Raw genomic sequence first — 20014 nt, 5'->3', positions numbered from 1 at the left:
AAATACATGAGCTTAGGCAAAATTGCTCAAGTTATTGGTCCAGTAGTTGATGTTGTATTTGCAACTGGAGATCAATTACCTGAGATAAATAATGCACTAGTTGTTTATAAAGATGGCGACAAAAAACAAAAAATCGTTTTAGAAGTAGCTCTTGAGCTAGGTGATGGGATGATTCGTACCATTGCCATGGAATCAACTGATGGTTTAAAACGAGGGCTAGAGGTCTTTGATACTGGTCGTCCGATTAGTGTCCCTGTCGGTAAAGAAACACTTGGACGTGTATTTAATGTTTTAGGAGAAACGATTGACCTAGAGCAACCATTTTCAGAGCAAGCACTACGCCAACCTATTCATAAAAAAGCACCTTCTTTTGATGAATTGGCAACATCTACTGAAATTTTGGAAACAGGAATTAAAGTCATTGACCTTTTAGCTCCTTACCTTAAAGGGGGGAAAGTTGGTCTTTTTGGTGGTGCCGGAGTTGGTAAAACTGTTCTTATCCAAGAATTGATTCATAATATTGCCCAAGAACACGGTGGTATTTCTGTTTTCACAGGTGTTGGAGAAAGAACGCGTGAAGGAAATGACCTTTACTGGGAAATGAAAGAATCAGGTGTTATCGAAAAAACAGCCATGGTATTTGGACAAATGAATGAGCCACCAGGAGCTAGGATGCGTGTTGCCCTAACTGGTCTTACAATTGCTGAATACTTCCGTGATGTTGAAGGTCAAGACGTTCTATTATTTATTGATAATATTTTCCGTTTCACTCAGGCAGGTTCTGAGGTTTCAGCCCTTTTAGGCCGTATGCCTTCAGCGGTTGGTTATCAACCTACGCTGGCTACTGAGATGGGACAATTACAAGAGCGTATCACTTCAACTAAAAAAGGGTCTGTTACTTCTATTCAAGCTATTTATGTTCCAGCCGATGACTATACTGACCCTGCACCTGCAACAGCCTTTGCTCACCTAGATTCAACAACTAACCTAGAACGTAAATTAACCCAAATGGGTATCTACCCAGCTGTTGATCCTCTAGCTTCAAGTTCTCGTGCCCTATCTCCAGAAATTGTTGGTCGTGAGCACTATGAAGTGGCAACAGAAGTTCAAAGAGTTCTTCAGCGTTACCGTGAATTACAAGACATTATTGCTATTTTGGGTATGGATGAACTATCTGATAAAGAAAAAACATTAGTTGGTAGAGCGCGTCGTATCCAATTTTTCCTATCACAAAACTTTAATGTTGCTGAACAATTCACTGGACAGCCAGGATCTTATGTCCCTGTTTCAGAAACTGTTCGTGGCTTTAAGGAAATTTTAGCAGGTAAATATGATGAGTTACCTGAAGATGCTTTTAGAAGCGTTGGACGCATTGAAGATGTGATTGAGAAAGCCAAGAAAATGGGCTTTGAGTGAGGTAATTAAATGCAACATATGACGGTACAAATTGTGACACCAGACGGTCTCAAGTATAATCACCATGCTGCTTTTGTTTTAGCACATACTAAAGCAGGTGAAATTGGGATTTTACCTAAACATATCAACATGATTGCACCGTTAGAGGTTCATGAAGTTAAAATAAGGCGTGTTGATGATGTTTCTCACGTTGACTGGGTTGCCGTTAATGGTGGAATTTTAGAAATCAAAAACAATCTGATTACGATTGTTGCAGACTCGGCAGAACGTAAAAGAGATATTGACGTTAGTCGTGCTGAACGTGCTAAAATGCGAGCTGAGCAGGCCCTTGAAGAAGCACAAAAAGAACAAAAGGTTGATGAAATGAAGCGAGCTAAAGTCGCTCTAGAAAGAGCCATTAACCGTATTACAGTCGGAAATAAATAACATTCAAAAAGACTTGGGAATACCAAGTCTTTTTAGTTTTAAAAATGGGAAAAAATCTGAAAACAAAGCGGATAAACAATTTACTGTCATCTCTGCTTTTTTTTGTTATAATAGAAGGATGGAAATGATTGATTTAATACTTCGTTTTACAACTCACCTAATATTGATAGGAATGACTTATCAATTGCTCATCACCCTATTTGACTGGGGAAAAATCGTAAAACAACCAACCTTGAATGTTGGCAAAATTAAGTTACTAATATTATTTCTCAGTATTACCATTGGTTTTATGGTTAGTAACTTTATTATGACAATAATAGAAATATCAGAAAGACTATTTTTGTTCTTTTAACATCAAAAAATGATTAGAGATTAGCATTATTTTAGCTATAGAATGGAGACTTATTATGGATAAAATTATTATTGAAGGCGGAAATACTAGTTTAAAAGGGGAGGTAACTATTGAGGGTGCAAAAAATGCCGTTCTTCCTCTCTTAGCAGCTACTATTTTACCTTCAAAGGGGAAAACATTATTAAAGAATGTTCCCATTTTATCTGATGTCTATACAATGAATCACGTTGTTCGAGGTCTTAATATTTCAGTTGATTTTGATGAAGCTAAAAAGGAGATTTTAGTCGATGCAACTGGTGATATTTTAGCGACAGCACCTTATGAATTTATTAATAAAATGAGGGCTTCAATTGTTGTTTTAGGCCCAATTTTAGCTAGAAATGGTTATGCAAAGGTTTCGATGCCAGGTGGCTGTACAATTGGTAGTCGTCCTATTGATTTACATTTAAAAGGCTTAGAGGCAATGGGGGCTGAGATTCATCAAGAAGGTGGTGATATCACCGCAACGGCAAAACGTCTAAAGGGTGCCCATTTTTATATGGATTTTCCAAGTGTCGGTGCGACACAGAATTTGATGATGGCAGCAACATTAGCTGAAGGTAAAACTGTAATTGAAAATGCTGCAAGAGAACCTGAAATTGTAGATTTATCTCTTCTTTTAAATAAAATGGGAGCTAATGTTAAGGGAGCTGGTACAGAAACTATTACTATTATTGGCGTAGACAGTTTACATGGTGCAGAACATGGTGTGGTTCAAGACCGCATTGAAGCGGGAACGTTTATGGTTGCGGCTGCCATCACTAGTGGTGATGTTCTAGTAAAGGATGCCATTTGGGAGCATAATCGCCCCTTAATCTCTAAACTAAAAGAAATGGGCGTTGAGGTGACCGAAGAAGAAGGTGGTATTCGTGTCAAAGCTGATCTTGAGAAATTAAAACCAGTGACAGTTAAAACAATGCCTCACCCAGGTTTTCCTACTGATATGCAAGCACAATTCACTGCTTTAATGGCCATGGTAAAAGGCGAATCTACTATGATTGAAACGGTATTTGAGAATCGTTTTCAACATTTAGAAGAGATGCGTCGTATGGGACTAACCATTGAGATTTTACGTGATACTGCCATCATTCATGGTGGCAGAAAACTCCAAGGAGCGCCTGTTATGTCAACTGATTTAAGAGCTAGTGCAGCACTTATTTTAGCGGGAATGGCAGTAGAAGGGACTACAACGGTCGGTAAATTAATCCATCTTGATCGTGGCTATTATCAATTTCATGAAAAATTAGCTAAACTTGGTGCTCACATTAAAAGAGTTAGTGGAGAATAACTATGAAAGAAAGATTTCTTAATGTTGCTAAGAAATTTGGCTTAGTCGCATTACTTGCTATTTTAAGTCTTTGTTTTTTAGCAGTTGGCTTAATGATAGGTTACAGTTTTTTTGGCGGGGGAGAAGATCCTCTATCCATTTTATCAATAGATCACTGGAAGGCAATTGTTAGTAAATTTACTGGAAACTAGTTAATACTATTTCCACAGAAAGGAAATTATGGCTAGAAAATCAAAGAAAGAACAAAAAGCAATTATCTCTTTGCTTTCTGTTATTATCATCTTAGGGCTATCATATATTGCTTCAAATGATGCTATTTCAAATAACCATCCTATCAAACAGTTGGTTCACATCTTTAGTGAAGATGAAGGAAGACAAGACTCAAAACAATCTCCTCTTCAAGATAGCACTCCTGATGAAACATTAGCCAGATCTGTTTTAACCACTACAGTCATCAAACAAATCGGTCAGAAACTTGAATGGAATCAAGCCGGAGCATTTATTGTTAACCATAATCAAACCAACTTAAATCCTAAAGTTTCAAGTGCTCCTTATATTGATATTAAAACCAAAGAAGTAAGTGGAGAAGTTGTTCCAACAGTAGCCAATGCCTTATTAACTAAAAATACACGACAATACAAAAATAGAGAAGAAACAGGAAACGGTTCTACGTCTTGGACACCACCTGGTTGGCATCAACTTTATGACTTATCGGGTGATTTTGATCATGCCGTTGATAGAGGCCATCTTGTTGCCTATTCTTTAATTGGGAATTTAAGAGGATTTGATCCATCGGCTAGTAATCCTTTAAATATTGCTACTCAGACAGCTTGGTCTAATCAAGCAAATAGTGAGTTTTCTACCGGTCAAAATTATTATGAAACAATTGTTCGTAAAGGATTAGATAATAATAAAATTATCCGTTACCGAGTGACCTTAATCTATGACAAAAATGATATTGTAGCAAGAGGAAGACAGATTGAAGCCAAATCTTCAGATGGTTCTATAGAATTTAATGTTTTTATTCCTAATGTTCAAAAAGGATTAACGATTAATTACGAAACTGGTCAAATGACATTAACAGAGTGATACTTTCTCTTTTTAGAGAAAGTTTTTATTGTTTTTATAGCTTTTATGGGGGTGTTTAGATACTGAAAGTTTCTATTTTTTTATAAATTTGTTATAATTTAGGAAATAATTGTCAATAACTACTTTTAAAGAGTAGTAGCATAAAATGGATACCAAAAAAATCCGTGAAAAACGAGAGAGAGGCCATTATGAAAAAAATACTTGTTGTCGATGATGAAAAGCCAATTTCGGACATTATTAAATTTAATTTATCCAAAGAAGGTTACGATGTTGTAACTGCTTTTGACGGCAAAGAAGCCTTAGAAAAATTCCATGAAGAAAATCCGGATTTATTGATTTTAGATTTAATGTTACCGGAACTTGATGGCTTAGAGGTTGCAAAAGAAGTTAGAAAAACAAGTCATCTTCCTATTATCATGCTTTCAGCAAAAGATAGTGAGTTTGACAAAGTCATTGGCTTGGAAATAGGCGCAGATGACTATGTCACAAAACCATTTTCAAATAGAGAATTACTTGCACGTATTAAAGCGCATTTACGTCGAACTGAAAATATTGAAACAGCTGCCTCAGAAGATAATAAAAAAGGGTTGAAACCAACTATTGTCGTAGGTGATTTAGAAATCCTTCCGGATGCCTTTGTTGCTCAAAAACATGGGTCTGAAATTGATTTAACCCATCGTGAATTTGAGTTGCTTCATCATTTAGCCACTCATATGGGACAAGTGATGACACGTGAGCACTTATTAGAAACCGTTTGGGGTTATGATTACTTTGGCGATGTTAGAACTGTCGATGTCACTATTCGTAGACTTCGTGAGAAAATTGAAGACCAACCAAGTCGTCCAGAATATATTCTGACCCGTCGTGGTGTTGGTTATTATATGAAAAATTATGAATAATTTATCGGATGATTTAACACTTTTTGAGTTATCACTTTTAGTCTTACTAACGATTGCGGCGATTTATTTTGTTTATTCAGCTTTAAAGGATTATCGTCAAGCTAAGACCATTAAACAAATGACTGAAAAAATCTATTCCTTGATGGCTGGCGACTATTCAGAAATTCTTGATGTCAAATCAAGTCAGGACCTTGTTGAATTAGCTGAAAATATTAACGATTTATCAAGAGTTTTTCACTTGACTCATGATAAGTTGTCTCAAGAAACTAATCGGCTATCAAGTATCCTTGCTTATATGAGTGATGGGGTGCTTGCAACTGATCGTGGTGGTAAAATTATCATGATTAATGATACCGCACAAAAACAATTGAACCTAACAAGAGAAGAGGCCCTTGAGCTTAATATTTTAGATATTTTTGATGCTGATAATGAGTACACCTATCATGATTTGGTCTCAAAAACACCAGAAGTCGTCCTTAACCGTCGTAATGATGTTGGTGAATTTATTACTCTTAGAATTAGATTTGCCCTAAATAGACGAGAAAGTGGCTTTATATCTGGTTTGGTTGCTGTATTACATGATACAACGGAACAAGAAAAAGAAGAACGCGAGCGTCGTTTATTTGTATCTAACGTTAGTCATGAGTTGAGAACACCATTAACATCGGTTAAGTCTTATTTAGAAGCCCTTGATGAAGGTGCCCTAAAAGATGAAATTGCCCCTAATTTTATTAGGGTTTCTCTAGATGAAACCAATCGTATGATGCGAATGATTAATGATCTCTTAAACTTATCTAGAATTGATAATCAAGCGATTCAACTTAATGTTGAGTTAACCAATTTCACCTCATTTATGACTTTTATTTTGAATCGTTTTGATCAGATCAAATTAAATCGTGAGACGTCAGAAAAAAAATATACCATCGTGAGAGACTATCCACTTCAATCTATTTGGATTGAAATTGATACTGATAAAATGACACAGGTAATTGATAATATTCTTAATAATGCCATCAAATATTCTCCAGACGGTGGTAAAATTAAGGTCAATATGAGAACAACCGATACTCAACTCATTATCTCTATTTCAGATGAGGGTCTAGGTATTCCCAAAAAAGATTTACCGCTTATTTTTGACCGTTTTTACCGTGTTGATAAGGCTAGAAGTAGACAGCAAGGTGGCACAGGTTTAGGATTGGCAATTGCAAAAGAAATCATCAAGCAACACCATGGGTTTATTTGGGCTAAGAGTGATTACGGTCAAGGCTCAACGTTTACAATTGTTTTACCGTATGAAAAAGATGCTATTTCCGTTGATGAATGGGAGGATACAGTCGGATAAATGGAAGAAGATTTAGGATTTAAATACAGTGTGTTAGCTTCAGGCTCTACTGGGAATTCTTTTTATATTGAAACACCCAAAAAAAAGCTACTGATTGACGCTGGTTTATCAGGAAAGAAAATCAGCCAGTTATTATCAGAAATAGACAGAAAAGCAGAAGATTTGGATGCTATTTTAGTGACGCATGAACACAGTGATCATATTCAAGGGGTAGGTGTTTTAGCCAGAAAATTCAATTTAGATGTTTATGCCAATGAAAAAACTTGGTCTGTTATGGACAAGTTAATTGGTAAGTTAGATAGCGGTCAAAAACATATTTTTGAACGTGGCACAACAAAAATTTTTGGTGATTTAGACATTGAAAGTTTCGGTGTCAGTCACGATGCTATAGACCCTCAGTTTTACCGTGTTATGAAAGATAATAAAAGTTTTGTCTTACTAACTGACACTGGCTATGTTAGTGATCGACTGGCAGGTCTTATAAAAAATGCTGATGGTTATTTAATTGAGTCAAATCATGATGTTGATATCTTGCGATCTGGCAAGTACCCTTGGCGTTTAAAGCAACGTATTTTATCTGATGAAGGACACTTATCAAATGATGATAGTGCTGAAACAATGATTAGAACTCTGGGCAATAAAACTAAAAAGATTCATCTAGGACATCTCAGTAAAGAAAATAATTTAAAAGAATTAGCCAGATTAACAATGGAAACAGAACTGATGAAAGCAGACTATGGCGTTGGCCAGGAATTTAAAATTTATGATACTTCTCCCGACTCTGCCTCACCACTACTAAAATTATAGTAATTTAACTAAATTAATCTATTATAGCGATGTTTCAACTCAGAATAGTTATTCTGAGTTTTTTTTGTTATAATAATAACAAGAATTGAATTGAAAGGAGAGACAATGAGAGGATTAGACAAAAAGTTAAAAAATGATTTTGGGATTGTTTTTCACAATAAAAAAATATTAAAGACAGCATTCACTCATACGAGTTATGCTAATGAACATCGCCTCCTAAAGATTTCACATAACGAGCGTTTGGAATTTTTAGGAGACGCCGTTCTTCAAATGGTTATTTCCCAATACCTTTTTAAAAAATATCCTAAAAAAGCTGAAGGAGATCTTTCAAAAATGCGTTCAATGATTGTTCGGGAAGAAAGTTTAGCTGGCTTTTCTAGGTTTTGTGAGTTTGATAAATATATTAGACTAGGAAAAGGTGAAGAAAAGTCTGGGGGACGAAATCGAGACACCATTTTAGGTGATTTATTCGAAGCCTTTTTAGGAGCTTTATTACTGGATTCTGGTGTTGAAGCTGTAGAATCATTTTTAGATAAAGTCATGATTCCTCTAGTTGAAGAGGGCAAATTTGAACGTGTATTGGATTATAAAACGAACTTTCAAGAATTACTCCAGTCACAAGGTGATGTTTTAATTGATTACCGTGTTGTAAAAGAATCAGGACCAGCCCATGCTAAAATTTTTGAGGTCGTTGTTTTGGTTGATAACAAAGAGGTAAGCTCTGGAGTAGGAAAATCTAAAAAACTAGCAGAACAAGATGCAGCTAAAAATGCGCTTGAAGCTTTTAAAAAGAGGTCATAAATGTACTTAAAGCAAATTGAAATGTATGGTTTTAAGTCTTTTGCAGATAAAACAAAAATTGATTTTAATCAAGGGATAACAGCCGTTGTTGGTCCTAATGGTTCAGGAAAAAGTAATATTACAGAGAGTTTAAGGTGGGCTTTGGGAGAATCCAGTGCCAAAAATCTTCGTGGTGGGAAAATGCCCGATGTTATTTTTGCTGGCACTGAAAGTCGCAAGGCTCTTAACTATGCTCAAGTCACAGTGACATTAGACAATAGTGATGGTTTTATTGCAAATGCTAACAAGGAGATAAAAGTTGAACGCCATGTTTATCGAAATGGTGATAGTGATTATTTGATTGATGGTAAAAAGGTTCGATTGAAAGATATTCATAGCTTATTTATGGATACGGGACTTGGAAGAGATTCTTTTTCGATTATTTCACAAGGTCGTGTTGAAACGATTTTTAACAGTAAACCAGAAGAAAGACGAGCGATTTTTGAAGAAGTTGCTGGTGTTTTAAAATATAAAACGAGAAAAAAAGAAACTGAGTCAAAACTCAATCAAACACAAAGTAATTTAGACCGACTAGATGACATTATTTATGAATTAGACAATCAGATTAAACCTTTACTAAAACAAGCCAAAGCAGCCAAAGAATACTTAACTTTAGAAGATAAAAGAAAATCGTTACAATTGGATATTTTAGTGGCTGATATTATTTCTTATAAGCAAGACTTAAGTGATAAAAAAACTAGCTTAAAAGAAGCAACTGACAATTTAAAGCATTATTATGCTAAAAAGGATGCTTTAGAAAAAGAAAATCAAACCTTAAAATTAAAACGTCATCAGTTATCTGAAGAAAAAGATAAGGTTCAAACGGATTTGATGGAATTAACGCGACTTATTAGTGAATTAGAGCGAAAAATTGCCATTATCACCCTAGAATCTCATCAAAAAGAGGAAAAACAAGCCCTCACGAAAGAGACTTTGGATAAGATTGCCAAGCAGCAACTGACATTAAAGCAGTCAATCTTGGCTAAAAAGGACTATTTGACAACATTAGAAGAAAATAGTCAGTCGCTAAAATTAAAAATTAATAATCTTGAAAAAGAGTTAGAACGTTTTTCAACTCATCCAGATGACATTATTGAAGGTTTTCGAGAAGATTTTGTTGCTTTAATGCACCAAGAAGCTGATCTATCTAATCAACTTACCTCTGTTTTGGCTGCGATTGAAAACCAAGAAGAATCTTTAAAAGATAAAGAAAAAGAAAAAGAGCATTTGGTCAATGCGTTAGACCAATTGAAAAAGACACTTTCGACGGTTCAAACTTCTCATAACGATGCTAAAGAATTAGTGGAAAGACTTTTAAAAGCACACCAATCACAAGTGAATCAATTAAATGAATTAGATAATCTATATCAAACTAGCCAAACAGAACTGTTTGATCGACTAGATCGTCTGAAGAATAAAGAGGCACGAAAAAATAGCTTAGAAACCATTTTAAAAAATCACAGTCAATTTTATAGCGGGGTTAAATCAGTTCTTCAAAATGCCACTGAGATTAAAGATATTATTGGTGCCGTTAGTGAGAAAATTTCCTTTGATAAAAAATATCAAACGGCTATTGAGATTGCTTTGGGTGCTAGTAGTCAACATGTCATTGTTGCCGATGAAATGGCTGCTAAACGTGCTATTCAATTTCTTAAAAAAACACGTCAAGGACGGGCAACTTTTTTACCTTTGACAACGATTAAGGCAAGACAATTATCTGCTCACAATCAACGACAATTGCAAAAAGCAAACGGCTATTTAGGTGTTGCAAGTGACTTAGTATCATTTGATGGTAATTTAGCGAACATCTTTAACTATTTACTGGGAACAACTGTTATTTTTGAAGACACTAATAAAGCTAATGAAGCGGCTCGATTGGTAAACTACCAGGTGCGTCTAGTCACTTTAGACGGCACAGAAATTCGCCCTGGAGGATCTTTTTCAGGAGGTGCTAACCGTCAAAACAATAGTTTATTTATTAAGCCTGAGTTGGATGGGTTGAAGTCTGAAATCAATCAGTTAAAGGCAACTGTTGTGTCTGACGAAAAACAAGTTGAAACACTTAAACAAGAAATAAGTGAACTTAGACAGGCTATTGAAAACACTAAAAATCAAGGAGAAATGGCTCGATTAGAAGAGCAAAAACTTTCAATTGAATTAACCCGTTTAAGTGAAGAACTAAAAGATAGAAAAACTCTTATTGCTCATCTAGAAAATGGTCAAAAGAATGAAAGGCTTGAAACTTTAGTAGACCAAAAAACGACAATTGAAAATAAACTTGAAGCTATCACTAAAGAAAAGTCATCTGTTACCATTGAGATTGAAAAAATTAAGAAGGACAAAGATAGTATTATTCAAACGGTTGAGACATTAACGAAAGAGTTATCAAAAGAACGACTGGTTGAACGAGACTTGATGAATGAATTGAAATTTGAGCAAACCAATCTTAGTAGACTACAAGAAGAACTCGTTCAGTTAGAAGACGATTATGAAAAAAATAAAACTTTACTTGATGATCATCTTAGTGCCATAAATGAAGATGAATTGCCAACTCTTAAGTTGCAGCTAGATAATGCCAAAAAAGAAAAAGAAGATTATCAGTCACACGCTGTTCGTTTACAATATGAGTGGGAAGATAGTGAGGGGGCTTTAGATGATTTGTCTGAACAAATTCAAAAAATTAGCCAACAAAATGAAGGCTTTATCAGAACACAAACACAACTAGAATCACAAATTGAACAAATCAGTAATAAACTTCGTCAATTTGCGACACTGTTATCAGAAGACTATCAAATGAGTTTTTCTATGGCACAAGAAGTGGCTAATGAGATTGATGAGATGCCAAAAGCAAAAGAACAATTAAGAGAGTATCTTAATGCTATTAAAAAACTTGGTCCAGTCAATTTGGATGCTGTTGAGCAGTATGATGAGGTCAAAGAGCGTCTTGATTTCTTAAATAGTCAAAGAGCTGACTTGACTAGCGCCAAAGAACTTTTATTATCAACGATTCATGATATGGATGATGAGGTGAAAGTTAGATTCAAAACGACCTTTGAGGCTGTTAGAGATAGCTTTAAGCAAACCTTTAAACAAATGTTTGGTGGAGGGACAGCTGATTTGCAATTGACTGATGGTGATTTGTTGACCTCAGGCGTTGAAATATCTGTTCAACCGCCAGGTAAAAAGATTCAATCGCTCAATCTGATGAGTGGTGGTGAAAAAGCCTTATCTGCTTTAGCTCTCTTATTTGCTATTATTAGAGTTAAAACAATTCCATTTGTTATCCTTGATGAGGTTGAAGCAGCACTTGACGAAGCTAATGTTAAACGTTTTGGTGATTATTTAAATCGCTTTGATAAATCGAGTCAGTTTATTGTTGTTACCCACAGAAAAGGAACTATGGCTGCTGCTGATAGTATTTATGGAGTGACCATGCAAGAATCAGGCGTTTCCAAAATCGTTTCCGTTAAATTAAAAGATGCTGAACAACTAGTACAATAAAAGTCATACTTGTTTAACAATTAATCAGGAAAAATCTTGCTAACTGGTATGAAATTTGTTACAATAACGTTAATTAAATACTTATCTATGAGACTAGTAACTAAAGGAAAACTTATCAGGGAATGTGGGTCGTGACTGAAAGCTCACAAAGTCTTAATTTAGCGAATTCACTCAAAAAAGGATAGTCAATTAAGGTCTAGTCTAACTAGATGAAAACGGATGGTACCGCGTGTCAACGCTCCGAATAAATGGAGTATTGGCACTTTTTTATTGATTAAGAAAGGATTATGATGACACTACAAGAGCAACTACAAGCATTAAAAAAAGAAACACTAGAGTCTCTAAAAGAGATGGCCTTAGATGGTTCAAAAGAGCTTCAAGACCTTCGTGTTTCAGTTTTAGGGAAGAAAGGGAAACTAACTGAAATCCTAAAAGGTCTAAAAGACTTATCAAATGATATGCGACCAGTTATCGGTAAAGAAGCAAATGAGGTGAGAGATACTCTAACCAAAGCTTTTGAAGACATGATGATTAAAATGTCAAATGCAAAAATCGAAGCACAACTAGCTTCAGAAAAAATTGATGTGACCCTTCCAGGTAAGCAACTTAAACAAGGGAATCGTCATGTTTTAACTCAAATCAACGAAGAAATTGAAGATATTTTTCTAGGCATGGGCTTTCAGGTTGTTGACGGATTTGAAGTGGAAACAGACTATTATAACTTCGAAAGAATGAATTTACCTAAAAACCACCCAGCAAGAGATATGCAAGATACCTTTTATATTACAGAAGAAATTTTATTGAGAACACATACCAGTCCTGTACAGGCAAGAACCCTAGACAAACATGACTTTTCAAAAGGTGCTCTCAAAATGATTTCACCAGGGCGTGTTTTCAGACGCGATACAGATGATGCGACGCATAGTCATCAATTCCATCAAATTGAAGGTTTAGTAGTTGGTGAAAATATTTCAATGAGTGACTTAAAAGGGACTCTTCAGCTCATTAGCCAAAAAATGTTTGGTGCTGACCGTAACATTCGTTTGCGCCCTTCTTATTTCCCATTTACTGAACCTTCTGTTGAAGTTGATGTTTCTTGTTTCAAGTGTGGGGGAACTGGTTGTAATGTTTGTAAACAGACCGGTTGGATTGAAATATTAGGAGCTGGTATGGTTCATCCTAATGTTCTTGAGATGAGTGGCGTTGATGCTCAAAAATATTCTGGCTTTGCTTTTGGACTTGGACAAGAACGTATTGCAATGTTGCGTTATGGTATCAATGATATCAGAGGTTTCTATCAAGGAGATGTTCGCTTTAATGAACAATTCAACTAATGAGTCGTTTTAGAACCTCATTTCATTTAAATTAATGAATAAACAGTAAGTGAAAGGAAAAATATGTTAGTTAGTTATAAATGGTTAAAAAAACTCGTTGCAATTGATGTACCCAGTTCAGAATTATCAGAAAAAATGTCAACTACTGGAATTGAGGTGGAGGGCGTTTCACAACTAAATGAAGGCCTATCCAAATTAATTGTTGGACAAATTGTCGAAAAAGAAAAGATTCCAGACACACACTTAACAGTCTGCCAAGTTGATATAGGCGAAGAAGAACCTATCCAGGTGGTTTGTGGCGGAAAAGTTGTTGATTTAGCAATGAAAACAATTGTCGCTATTCCAGGTGCTCGAATTGTAGGTAATCGTAAGATTAAAAAAGGAAAAATTAGAGGTGTTTCGTCATTTGGTATGCTATGTTCCTTGAGTGAAATTGGTGTACCAGATTCAGTGATCCCTAAAGACTACCAGGATAATATTTACCGACTGCCTGATGATGCTTTAGTTGGCGATTCTATTTTTAAATACCTTGATCTTGATGATGAAATTATTGAGCTAGCAATCACACCAAATCGGGCGGATGCTTTATCAATGAGAGGAGTGGCTCATGAAGTTGCAGCTATTTATGATAAACCTGTTTATTTTGAAAAAAAATCATTAGTGGAGACTGCCAAGAATGTTTCAGATGTTTTATCTGTTGAAGTTGCAGCTAAAGAAATACCTTTTTATGCAGCGCGTGTGGTTGAAAATGTTGTGATTAAACCTAGTCCTCAATGGTTGCAAAATGTTTTAATGAATCAAGGCATTAGACCTATTAATAATGTGGTTGATATTACCAACTATGTTTTGCTCTATTTTGGTCAACCGATGCATGCTTTTGATTATGATAAATTTGAAGAAAAAACTATTGTTGCAAGACTAGCCAAAGAAAAAGAAATGATCACGACTTTAGATGGTGAAGAAAGAAGCTTAACTGCTGAGGACATGGTAATTACTGTTGCTGATAAACCTGTTGCCTTGGCAGGTGTTATGGGTGGACAATCAACTGAAATTGATGATAACACACAGACAGTTGTTCTTGAGGCCGCTGTTTTTGACGGACAACTTGTTAGAAAAACAAGTAGCCGTTTAAATCTTAGATCTGAATCGTCATCACGTTTTGAAAAAGGCATCAATCATGCTACTGTGATAGAGGCCCTTGATTATGCAGCTGCCATGTTAACAGAATTAGCAGAAGGTTCTGTTTTATCAGGGATGGCTTCAGTAGGTCAATTACAGTTAGCAGACAAAGTGGTTTCTACTAATCTTGATTACGTTAATACTCGTCTTGGAACTGAACTTGTTTATACTGATATTGAGAAAATAATGGCTCAACTTGGTTTTGGAGTCAGTGGGGATGCTAGTGGCTTTTCTGTCTCTGTACCACCACGTCGTTGGGACATTGCCATTGAAGCTGACTTGGTCGAAGAGATTGCTCGTATTTATGGCTATGACAAATTACCAACTACTCTACCTAGTACAGGTGGCACCATTGGTGAATTGACAAGAACCCAAAAACTACGTCGAAAAATAAGAAGTATTATTGAAGCACAAGGATTATCAGAAGTGATTTCTTATGCTTTAACAACACCTGAAAAAGCAATTGCTTTTAACCAAGAACCACAAGAATTAACAGAGTTGATGTGGCCAATGACTAGTGATCGCTCCGTTTTAAGACAAAATATCTTGTCTGGAATGCTTGATATTATAGCTTACAATACAGCTCGTAATCTTAAGAATATTGCCATCTATGAAATTGGAAAAATCTTTAAACCAGCAACAGACGAGACAGCACCGCTACCAAATGAAGTTGGTAAACTTGCTTTTGCTATTACAGGTTTAGTGGCTGATAAAGATTTTCAAACAAAAGCGACACCAGTTGATTTCTTTTATGCCAAAGGTGTTTTAGAAACACTGTTTCGTCAGTTAAATATTTCTGTTGACTATCAAGCAACAAAGATGGAGAATATGCATCCAGGAAGAACAGCACTTATTTTAAAAGACGAAGAAGTACTTGGTTTTGTTGGTCAGATTCATCCGCAAGTAGCTAAAGACTATGATCTTTCAGAAACCTATGTTGCTGAAATTGACTTGCAAAAAGTGGAAGAGTTGTGGCAAACACAAATCATCTTCAAAGATGTTATCAAATACCCTGCTGTTTCAAGAGATTTAGCCTTACTTGTTGATGTTAATGTGACACATGATGATATTATTTCTGTCATTGAGAAAGCCAAGGTAAAAAATCTTAAAGACATTAAACTATTTGATGTATATAGCGGTAGCACTATCGAAACTGGCAAAAAATCAATGGCTTATAGCCTGACATTCCAAAAAGAAACGGATAGTTTAACTGATGAAGAAGTGACTAATTATATCGAGAAAATCATCACAGCACTTGCCATTGATTTGAATGCGGAAATAAGATAAAAGAGAGGGAAGATTCCTCTCTTTTTTCTTAACTATTTTTTGTATAAAACATAAGATTGAATAGAAGCAAAGTTGTTGAAAACATTGACAAATACAGTAATAAAGCCTATACTTGAGAGTGAGTACAACTTTTTGTCTTAAAAAAAGGAGATGACATGTCAAAAAGAAAAAATTTAGAGAGTAAACAACGTTTTACGATAAAGAAATTTAAAATTGGAGCAGCATCAGTACTGATTGGTACTGTGTTTGCTATATTTGCTGGCACTGTAGAAGCAGATGACTCTATTTCAACTACTGAGGTAGTCATAGATCAGTCTGCTAATCAGTCTAATACTGTAGAGGTTGAAAAGGTTGAAGAAGTTCCTTTAGAAATAATTGAATCACCAGAACCTATTTCTGTAGAGGTGGTTGAATATTCAGAATATTCAGAAGAGTTGGTTGATGCAAAATCAGTTGATCCGGAAGTCGTTCCTTCTGAGAATGTAGCAATTAATTCAACACTAGAAGCTCAAACCACTTCTGACAGTAATGAAGTCTTACCTTCATCTCCTACAAATGAAACTGTTCCAGAGGTTCAAGATGATGAAAATAGTATTTTATCAGCTGAAACAAAAAAATCAGAAGAAACTGAAGATAAACAAAATTCATTGGTTGAAAAGGTTTCTGGAACACCAGTAGATAAAGATAATAAAGATAATCATACTGACACACAAGAAAATTCTGTTACAGAGACAGAAACCTCTTTATTAAATCCTGAAGAAGAGTCATTTCATTCAGAATTAACCGAAAGAGAAAATCTAAATTCTTTACCAGATGTTAATGAAAATGAGATAAAAGAAATTTTAATAAAGCAAACTAAAGCTTATTCTGTTGAAAAAAGTGAAAAACCTGTTAGTTCTGCATTGCCTCGTCCTCATAATGAAGGGAAAGAAATTCCTTCTGGTACAGGTTTTAGACTTGGTGATACTGAAACCCCTAGAGAAAAAAATCTTGATTTAGCCAAACTAAGCAAACAAATTGTATGGGTAGATTTTACTGATGATAATGATATTCAAAATGTAAAAGTTTTAAGCGATGGAACAAAAGCTCTTAAAGTTGGAACCGTATTTCAAAAAGAGATTTCTCCAGGTTTTACTGTAAAAGCTGAGGTAATAGAGTTAAAACCCTTTGAAGCAACTGATTTCTATAAAGAGCGTACTGGAGGTGATCCTGCTAAAGGTTATAATCCAAATGCTGTAAATAGATATCGGACAGATAAACGAGGTTGGTGGAGTGGAAGACCAACTGATATTATATTAAAACCACAAGATCCGGTATGGTCACATGTCAGATTAGCAGGTCTCAGTACTGAAGACCGATTGACCAACTTTGGTGTTGAACAAGGAGCATTTAATGTTGGAATGCGACTGAAGGTCACTGCGATATATAAAGGTGACGAAGTACCTGTCACTATCTTAATGGCTGATGGTGAAGAAGCAAAATCGCACGAAATCAATATATTTACTACAAATGGTTCTAATTGGGAAGAAATTGCAACGATTAAGCAAGATGAAAACAATGTAAGATATACCGTGAACTCAGCTTCTGATTTAGCTAGTATAGCAAATGGAGGATATATACCAGAATATTGGGCAAATCCTGATCAAGTCACTGGTGGGCTTGGTTCAAAAGTTTTTGGAGGTGTTAGAACTAATAAAGACTCTCATAGTGTACCAGTAGTAGCAACATCAGGAGCTACAGAAGTCGGTATATATATGAATACTATTGGAGGACAAACGACTCAAATAGGATTTTTACTAACTGATATTGGTGATGCTCCAGCCTCTTATGGTTATGTTGCTCATGCTATTAGGGATTTAAATGGGGAACCAGCGCCGTTTCTTGGTACTGAGAAACCAGACTATGATGTCGATCAATCAGATCCAACTGGTTCTGGTAGTGAGTGGTTTAGAGATGATAACAATGATGATGCTGATGAGGGAGACACTCAACTTTCCGCAAGTGGTCAACCCTTTGTTATCCATCAAGCAGAAAATCATGAGTATACTCTTTCAATAAAAGCAAATAGAAATGGTAATGAAAGAGCCTTTGTGAAAGGATGGATTGACTTTAATAATAATGGTAAGTTTGATGATAATGAGTCATCTGCCATGATTGAAGTCACTTCTGATGGTCCTGTTGATCTTGTTTTTCAAAATGCTCCCCAAATTATTGACACCTCAATTTCTGCTTTAGGAGCTCGTGTCAGAATTGCTTTGAAATCTGAAGAAATTCAATACCCAGTTGACTTAGCAACTTCTGGTGAAGTTGAAGATTTTCTAATAAAAACTATTCATCCACCAAAAGGTGAACGAAAAGAAACTTCAGGAAATCAAGGTGAGCCACAAAGTACTACCATGAATTTCACAGCTTATGGGAAACTAAAAACTGACTTCAACACGGCAAATACTATTGATACAACTCAAGCTGTTAAAATTGTTGCCCCAGATGGAAGCCTGGTAACAAGTTTTACGAAACCAGGGCAAGGAACTTATACAGTTACTTCAGATGGTACGGTTACGTTTACACCTGTTTCAAGTTTTGTAGGCACTGCTGATGGTGTTGTTTTAAGAGCCACAGACAAAAATGGTCAAACCACTGGTTGGACATCAAATACTTCATTGAACGGTTTAGATAATATTAATCAAAATATTAATGGATTTACGACTATGGATGGTGTTTATGTACCAACTGTCATAGCTGTTATCCCATCATCTAGATCTTCTGAGACTACAGGAGTACAAGGCCAAGCACAGACATCACCAATTATTTTGACTACTGATGAAAATGATGCTAACCCTGGTCAAACAATTAATTTTGTTCCAGGAGCAGAGACTCCTAAAGCACAGATTGATAGCACATCAATCACTTTATTGGATTCTAATGGTCAAGCTACGGATCAACCTGTTATTGTCTTTGATGCATCTGGTAAAAAAATAGGTACATTTACTTTAGATAAAGCAGCAACTGCCGTCGTTTTCACTCCTGAAAAAGATTTTGTAGGGGCAGCTCCTAGTGTATCTATACAAGCTGCCGATAAGAATGGTAGAGTGGTGACAGCGACCTATACTCCAACAGTTACCGCAGTTGTTCCAACGGGAATGGACGTTACCTCAACAGGCCCTCAAGGTCAAGTTCAAACAGGTCAGCCAGTCTTTAATCCAGGTAATGATCTTGTTCCAATGGATAATACGGTTCCAGCTACTTTTGAAGATGGTGAAACCATTAAGACAGTTGATGGTGTTGGAACTTACGAAGTATCAGAAAATGGCACTGTCACTTTCACTCCAGTTCCTACTTATACAGGCACAGCAGAAGGCGTCACGGTTAAACGTGTTGACAAGAACGGTACAGCAGTAACGGCTAAGTATACGCCAACAGTTACAGCTGTTACTCCAACAGCTCATTCATCAGAAACAACAGGTCTTCAAGGAATAGAACAAAGTTCAAATATTGTTTTTGAGGATGATGAAAATGCTTCAAATTATGGTGAAACACTTAACTTTATACCAGGTGCAAATATACCTGAGGGTGTTATTACAATTGACAATATTAGGCTGAAAAACACGAACGATCAATATACTGATCAACCGGTTGAAGTGTTCACTTCAGCAGGTATGAAGGTTGGTACTTATAGCATAGATAAGGCTAATAATAGGATTATCTTTACACCAGAGAAAGACTTTGTTGGTGTTGCACCAGCTATCATCGTTCAAGCTAGTGATAAGAATGGTACGACAGTTGAAGGAACATACACACCAACGGTTAAACCTGTTGTTCCAACGGGAACAGATGCCACTTCTACAGGAAAACAAGGTCAAGTTCAAAGTGGTCAACCAGTCTTCACAGCAGGTGACCCACAAGTCCCAATGGATGATAATGTTGCAGCAACATTTGAAGATGGAAGTAAAACTAAGACTATCGACGGAGAAGGAACCTATACTGTTGCACCAGATGGTACAGTAACCTTTACCCCAGAACCAAGCTTCACAGGCACAGGTACAGGTGTCACTGTTAAACGTGTTGATAAGAATGGCACAGCAGTAACAGCTAAGTACACTCCTACAGTAGAGAAAGTAACACCAACAGCCCAAACAGCTGAAACGACAGGTAAACAAGGTCAAGCACAGACAACAGATGCTAAAGCATTGTTCACCGAAGGTGATGTGACAGCTC

14 protein-coding genes are annotated in these 20014 nt (G+C 35.9%); all 14 read left to right on the top strand.

Features of this window, described 5'->3' with window-relative positions; translation table 11 throughout:
- Positions 1 to 6 precede the first annotated feature (6 nt).
- The gene (gene atpD, locus JHK62_RS04380; RefSeq protein ID WP_199575490.1) at positions 7 to 1416 is read left to right on the top strand and encodes a F0F1 ATP synthase subunit beta; all 1410 of its coding nucleotides are present in this window, start codon (positions 7 to 9) and stop codon (positions 1414 to 1416) included.
- A gap of 9 nt (positions 1417 to 1425) precedes the next feature.
- Positions 1426 to 1842, top strand: coding sequence for a F0F1 ATP synthase subunit epsilon (locus JHK62_RS04375; RefSeq protein ID WP_199575489.1), 417 nt, complete (start codon positions 1426 to 1428; stop codon positions 1840 to 1842).
- 124 nt (positions 1843 to 1966) lie between these two features.
- Positions 1967 to 2194, top strand: a complete 228-nt coding sequence (locus JHK62_RS04370) for a DUF1146 family protein (protein ID WP_246447895.1) — start codon at positions 1967 to 1969, stop codon at positions 2192 to 2194.
- 55 nt (positions 2195 to 2249) lie between these two features.
- Positions 2250 to 3521, top strand: coding sequence for a UDP-N-acetylglucosamine 1-carboxyvinyltransferase (gene murA, locus JHK62_RS04365; RefSeq protein WP_199575488.1), 1272 nt, complete (start codon positions 2250 to 2252; stop codon positions 3519 to 3521).
- Positions 3522 to 3523: 2 nt separating this feature from the next.
- Entirely contained in the window at positions 3524 to 3712 is a 189-nt protein-coding gene (locus tag JHK62_RS04360; RefSeq protein WP_199575486.1) for a DNA-directed RNA polymerase subunit beta, read from the top strand.
- 28 nt (positions 3713 to 3740) lie between these two features.
- The gene (locus JHK62_RS04355; RefSeq protein ID WP_199575484.1) at positions 3741 to 4610 is read left to right on the top strand and encodes a DNA/RNA non-specific endonuclease; all 870 of its coding nucleotides are present in this window, start codon (positions 3741 to 3743) and stop codon (positions 4608 to 4610) included.
- A gap of 188 nt (positions 4611 to 4798) precedes the next feature.
- Positions 4799 to 5509 carry a response regulator YycF gene (gene yycF, locus JHK62_RS04350; protein WP_199575482.1) on the top strand — a complete coding sequence of 237 codons (711 nt, stop codon included), beginning with the start codon at positions 4799 to 4801 and terminating at the stop codon, positions 5507 to 5509.
- Positions 5502 to 6851, top strand: coding sequence for a cell wall metabolism sensor histidine kinase VicK (gene vicK / locus JHK62_RS04345; RefSeq protein ID WP_199575480.1), 1350 nt, complete (start codon positions 5502 to 5504; stop codon positions 6849 to 6851). Before yycF ends, vicK begins: the two co-directional genes overlap by 8 nt.
- Entirely contained in the window at positions 6852 to 7658 is an 807-nt protein-coding gene (locus JHK62_RS04340) for an MBL fold metallo-hydrolase (RefSeq protein WP_199575479.1), read from the top strand. It begins immediately after the preceding gene.
- A 105-nt stretch (positions 7659 to 7763) separates the two neighbouring features.
- A complete protein-coding gene (rnc, locus tag JHK62_RS04335) occupies positions 7764 to 8459 on the top strand; it encodes a ribonuclease III (protein ID WP_199575478.1) in 696 nt (231 codons plus the stop codon).
- Positions 8460 to 11999, top strand: a complete 3540-nt coding sequence (smc, locus tag JHK62_RS04330; protein ID WP_199575477.1) for a chromosome segregation protein SMC — start codon at positions 8460 to 8462, stop codon at positions 11997 to 11999.
- Positions 12000 to 12289: 290 nt separating this feature from the next.
- On the top strand, positions 12290 to 13333 hold the full coding sequence (gene pheS, locus JHK62_RS04325) for a phenylalanine--tRNA ligase subunit alpha (RefSeq protein ID WP_199575757.1): 1044 nt from the start codon (positions 12290 to 12292) through the stop codon (positions 13331 to 13333).
- A gap of 63 nt (positions 13334 to 13396) precedes the next feature.
- Entirely contained in the window at positions 13397 to 15799 is a 2403-nt protein-coding gene (gene pheT, locus JHK62_RS04320) for a phenylalanine--tRNA ligase subunit beta (protein ID WP_199575476.1), read from the top strand.
- Positions 15800 to 15954: 155 nt separating this feature from the next.
- Positions 15955 to 20014, top strand: a 4060-nt coding sequence (locus JHK62_RS04315) for a GEVED domain-containing protein (protein WP_199575475.1), incomplete at its 3' end; no start/stop codon positions are given.

The sequence above is a fragment of the Streptococcus pacificus genome (assembly GCF_016481305.1).
Lineage (GTDB): Bacteria > Bacillota > Bacilli > Lactobacillales > Streptococcaceae > Streptococcus > Streptococcus pacificus.
This window is presented reverse-complemented; position numbering and strand designations above follow the sequence as displayed.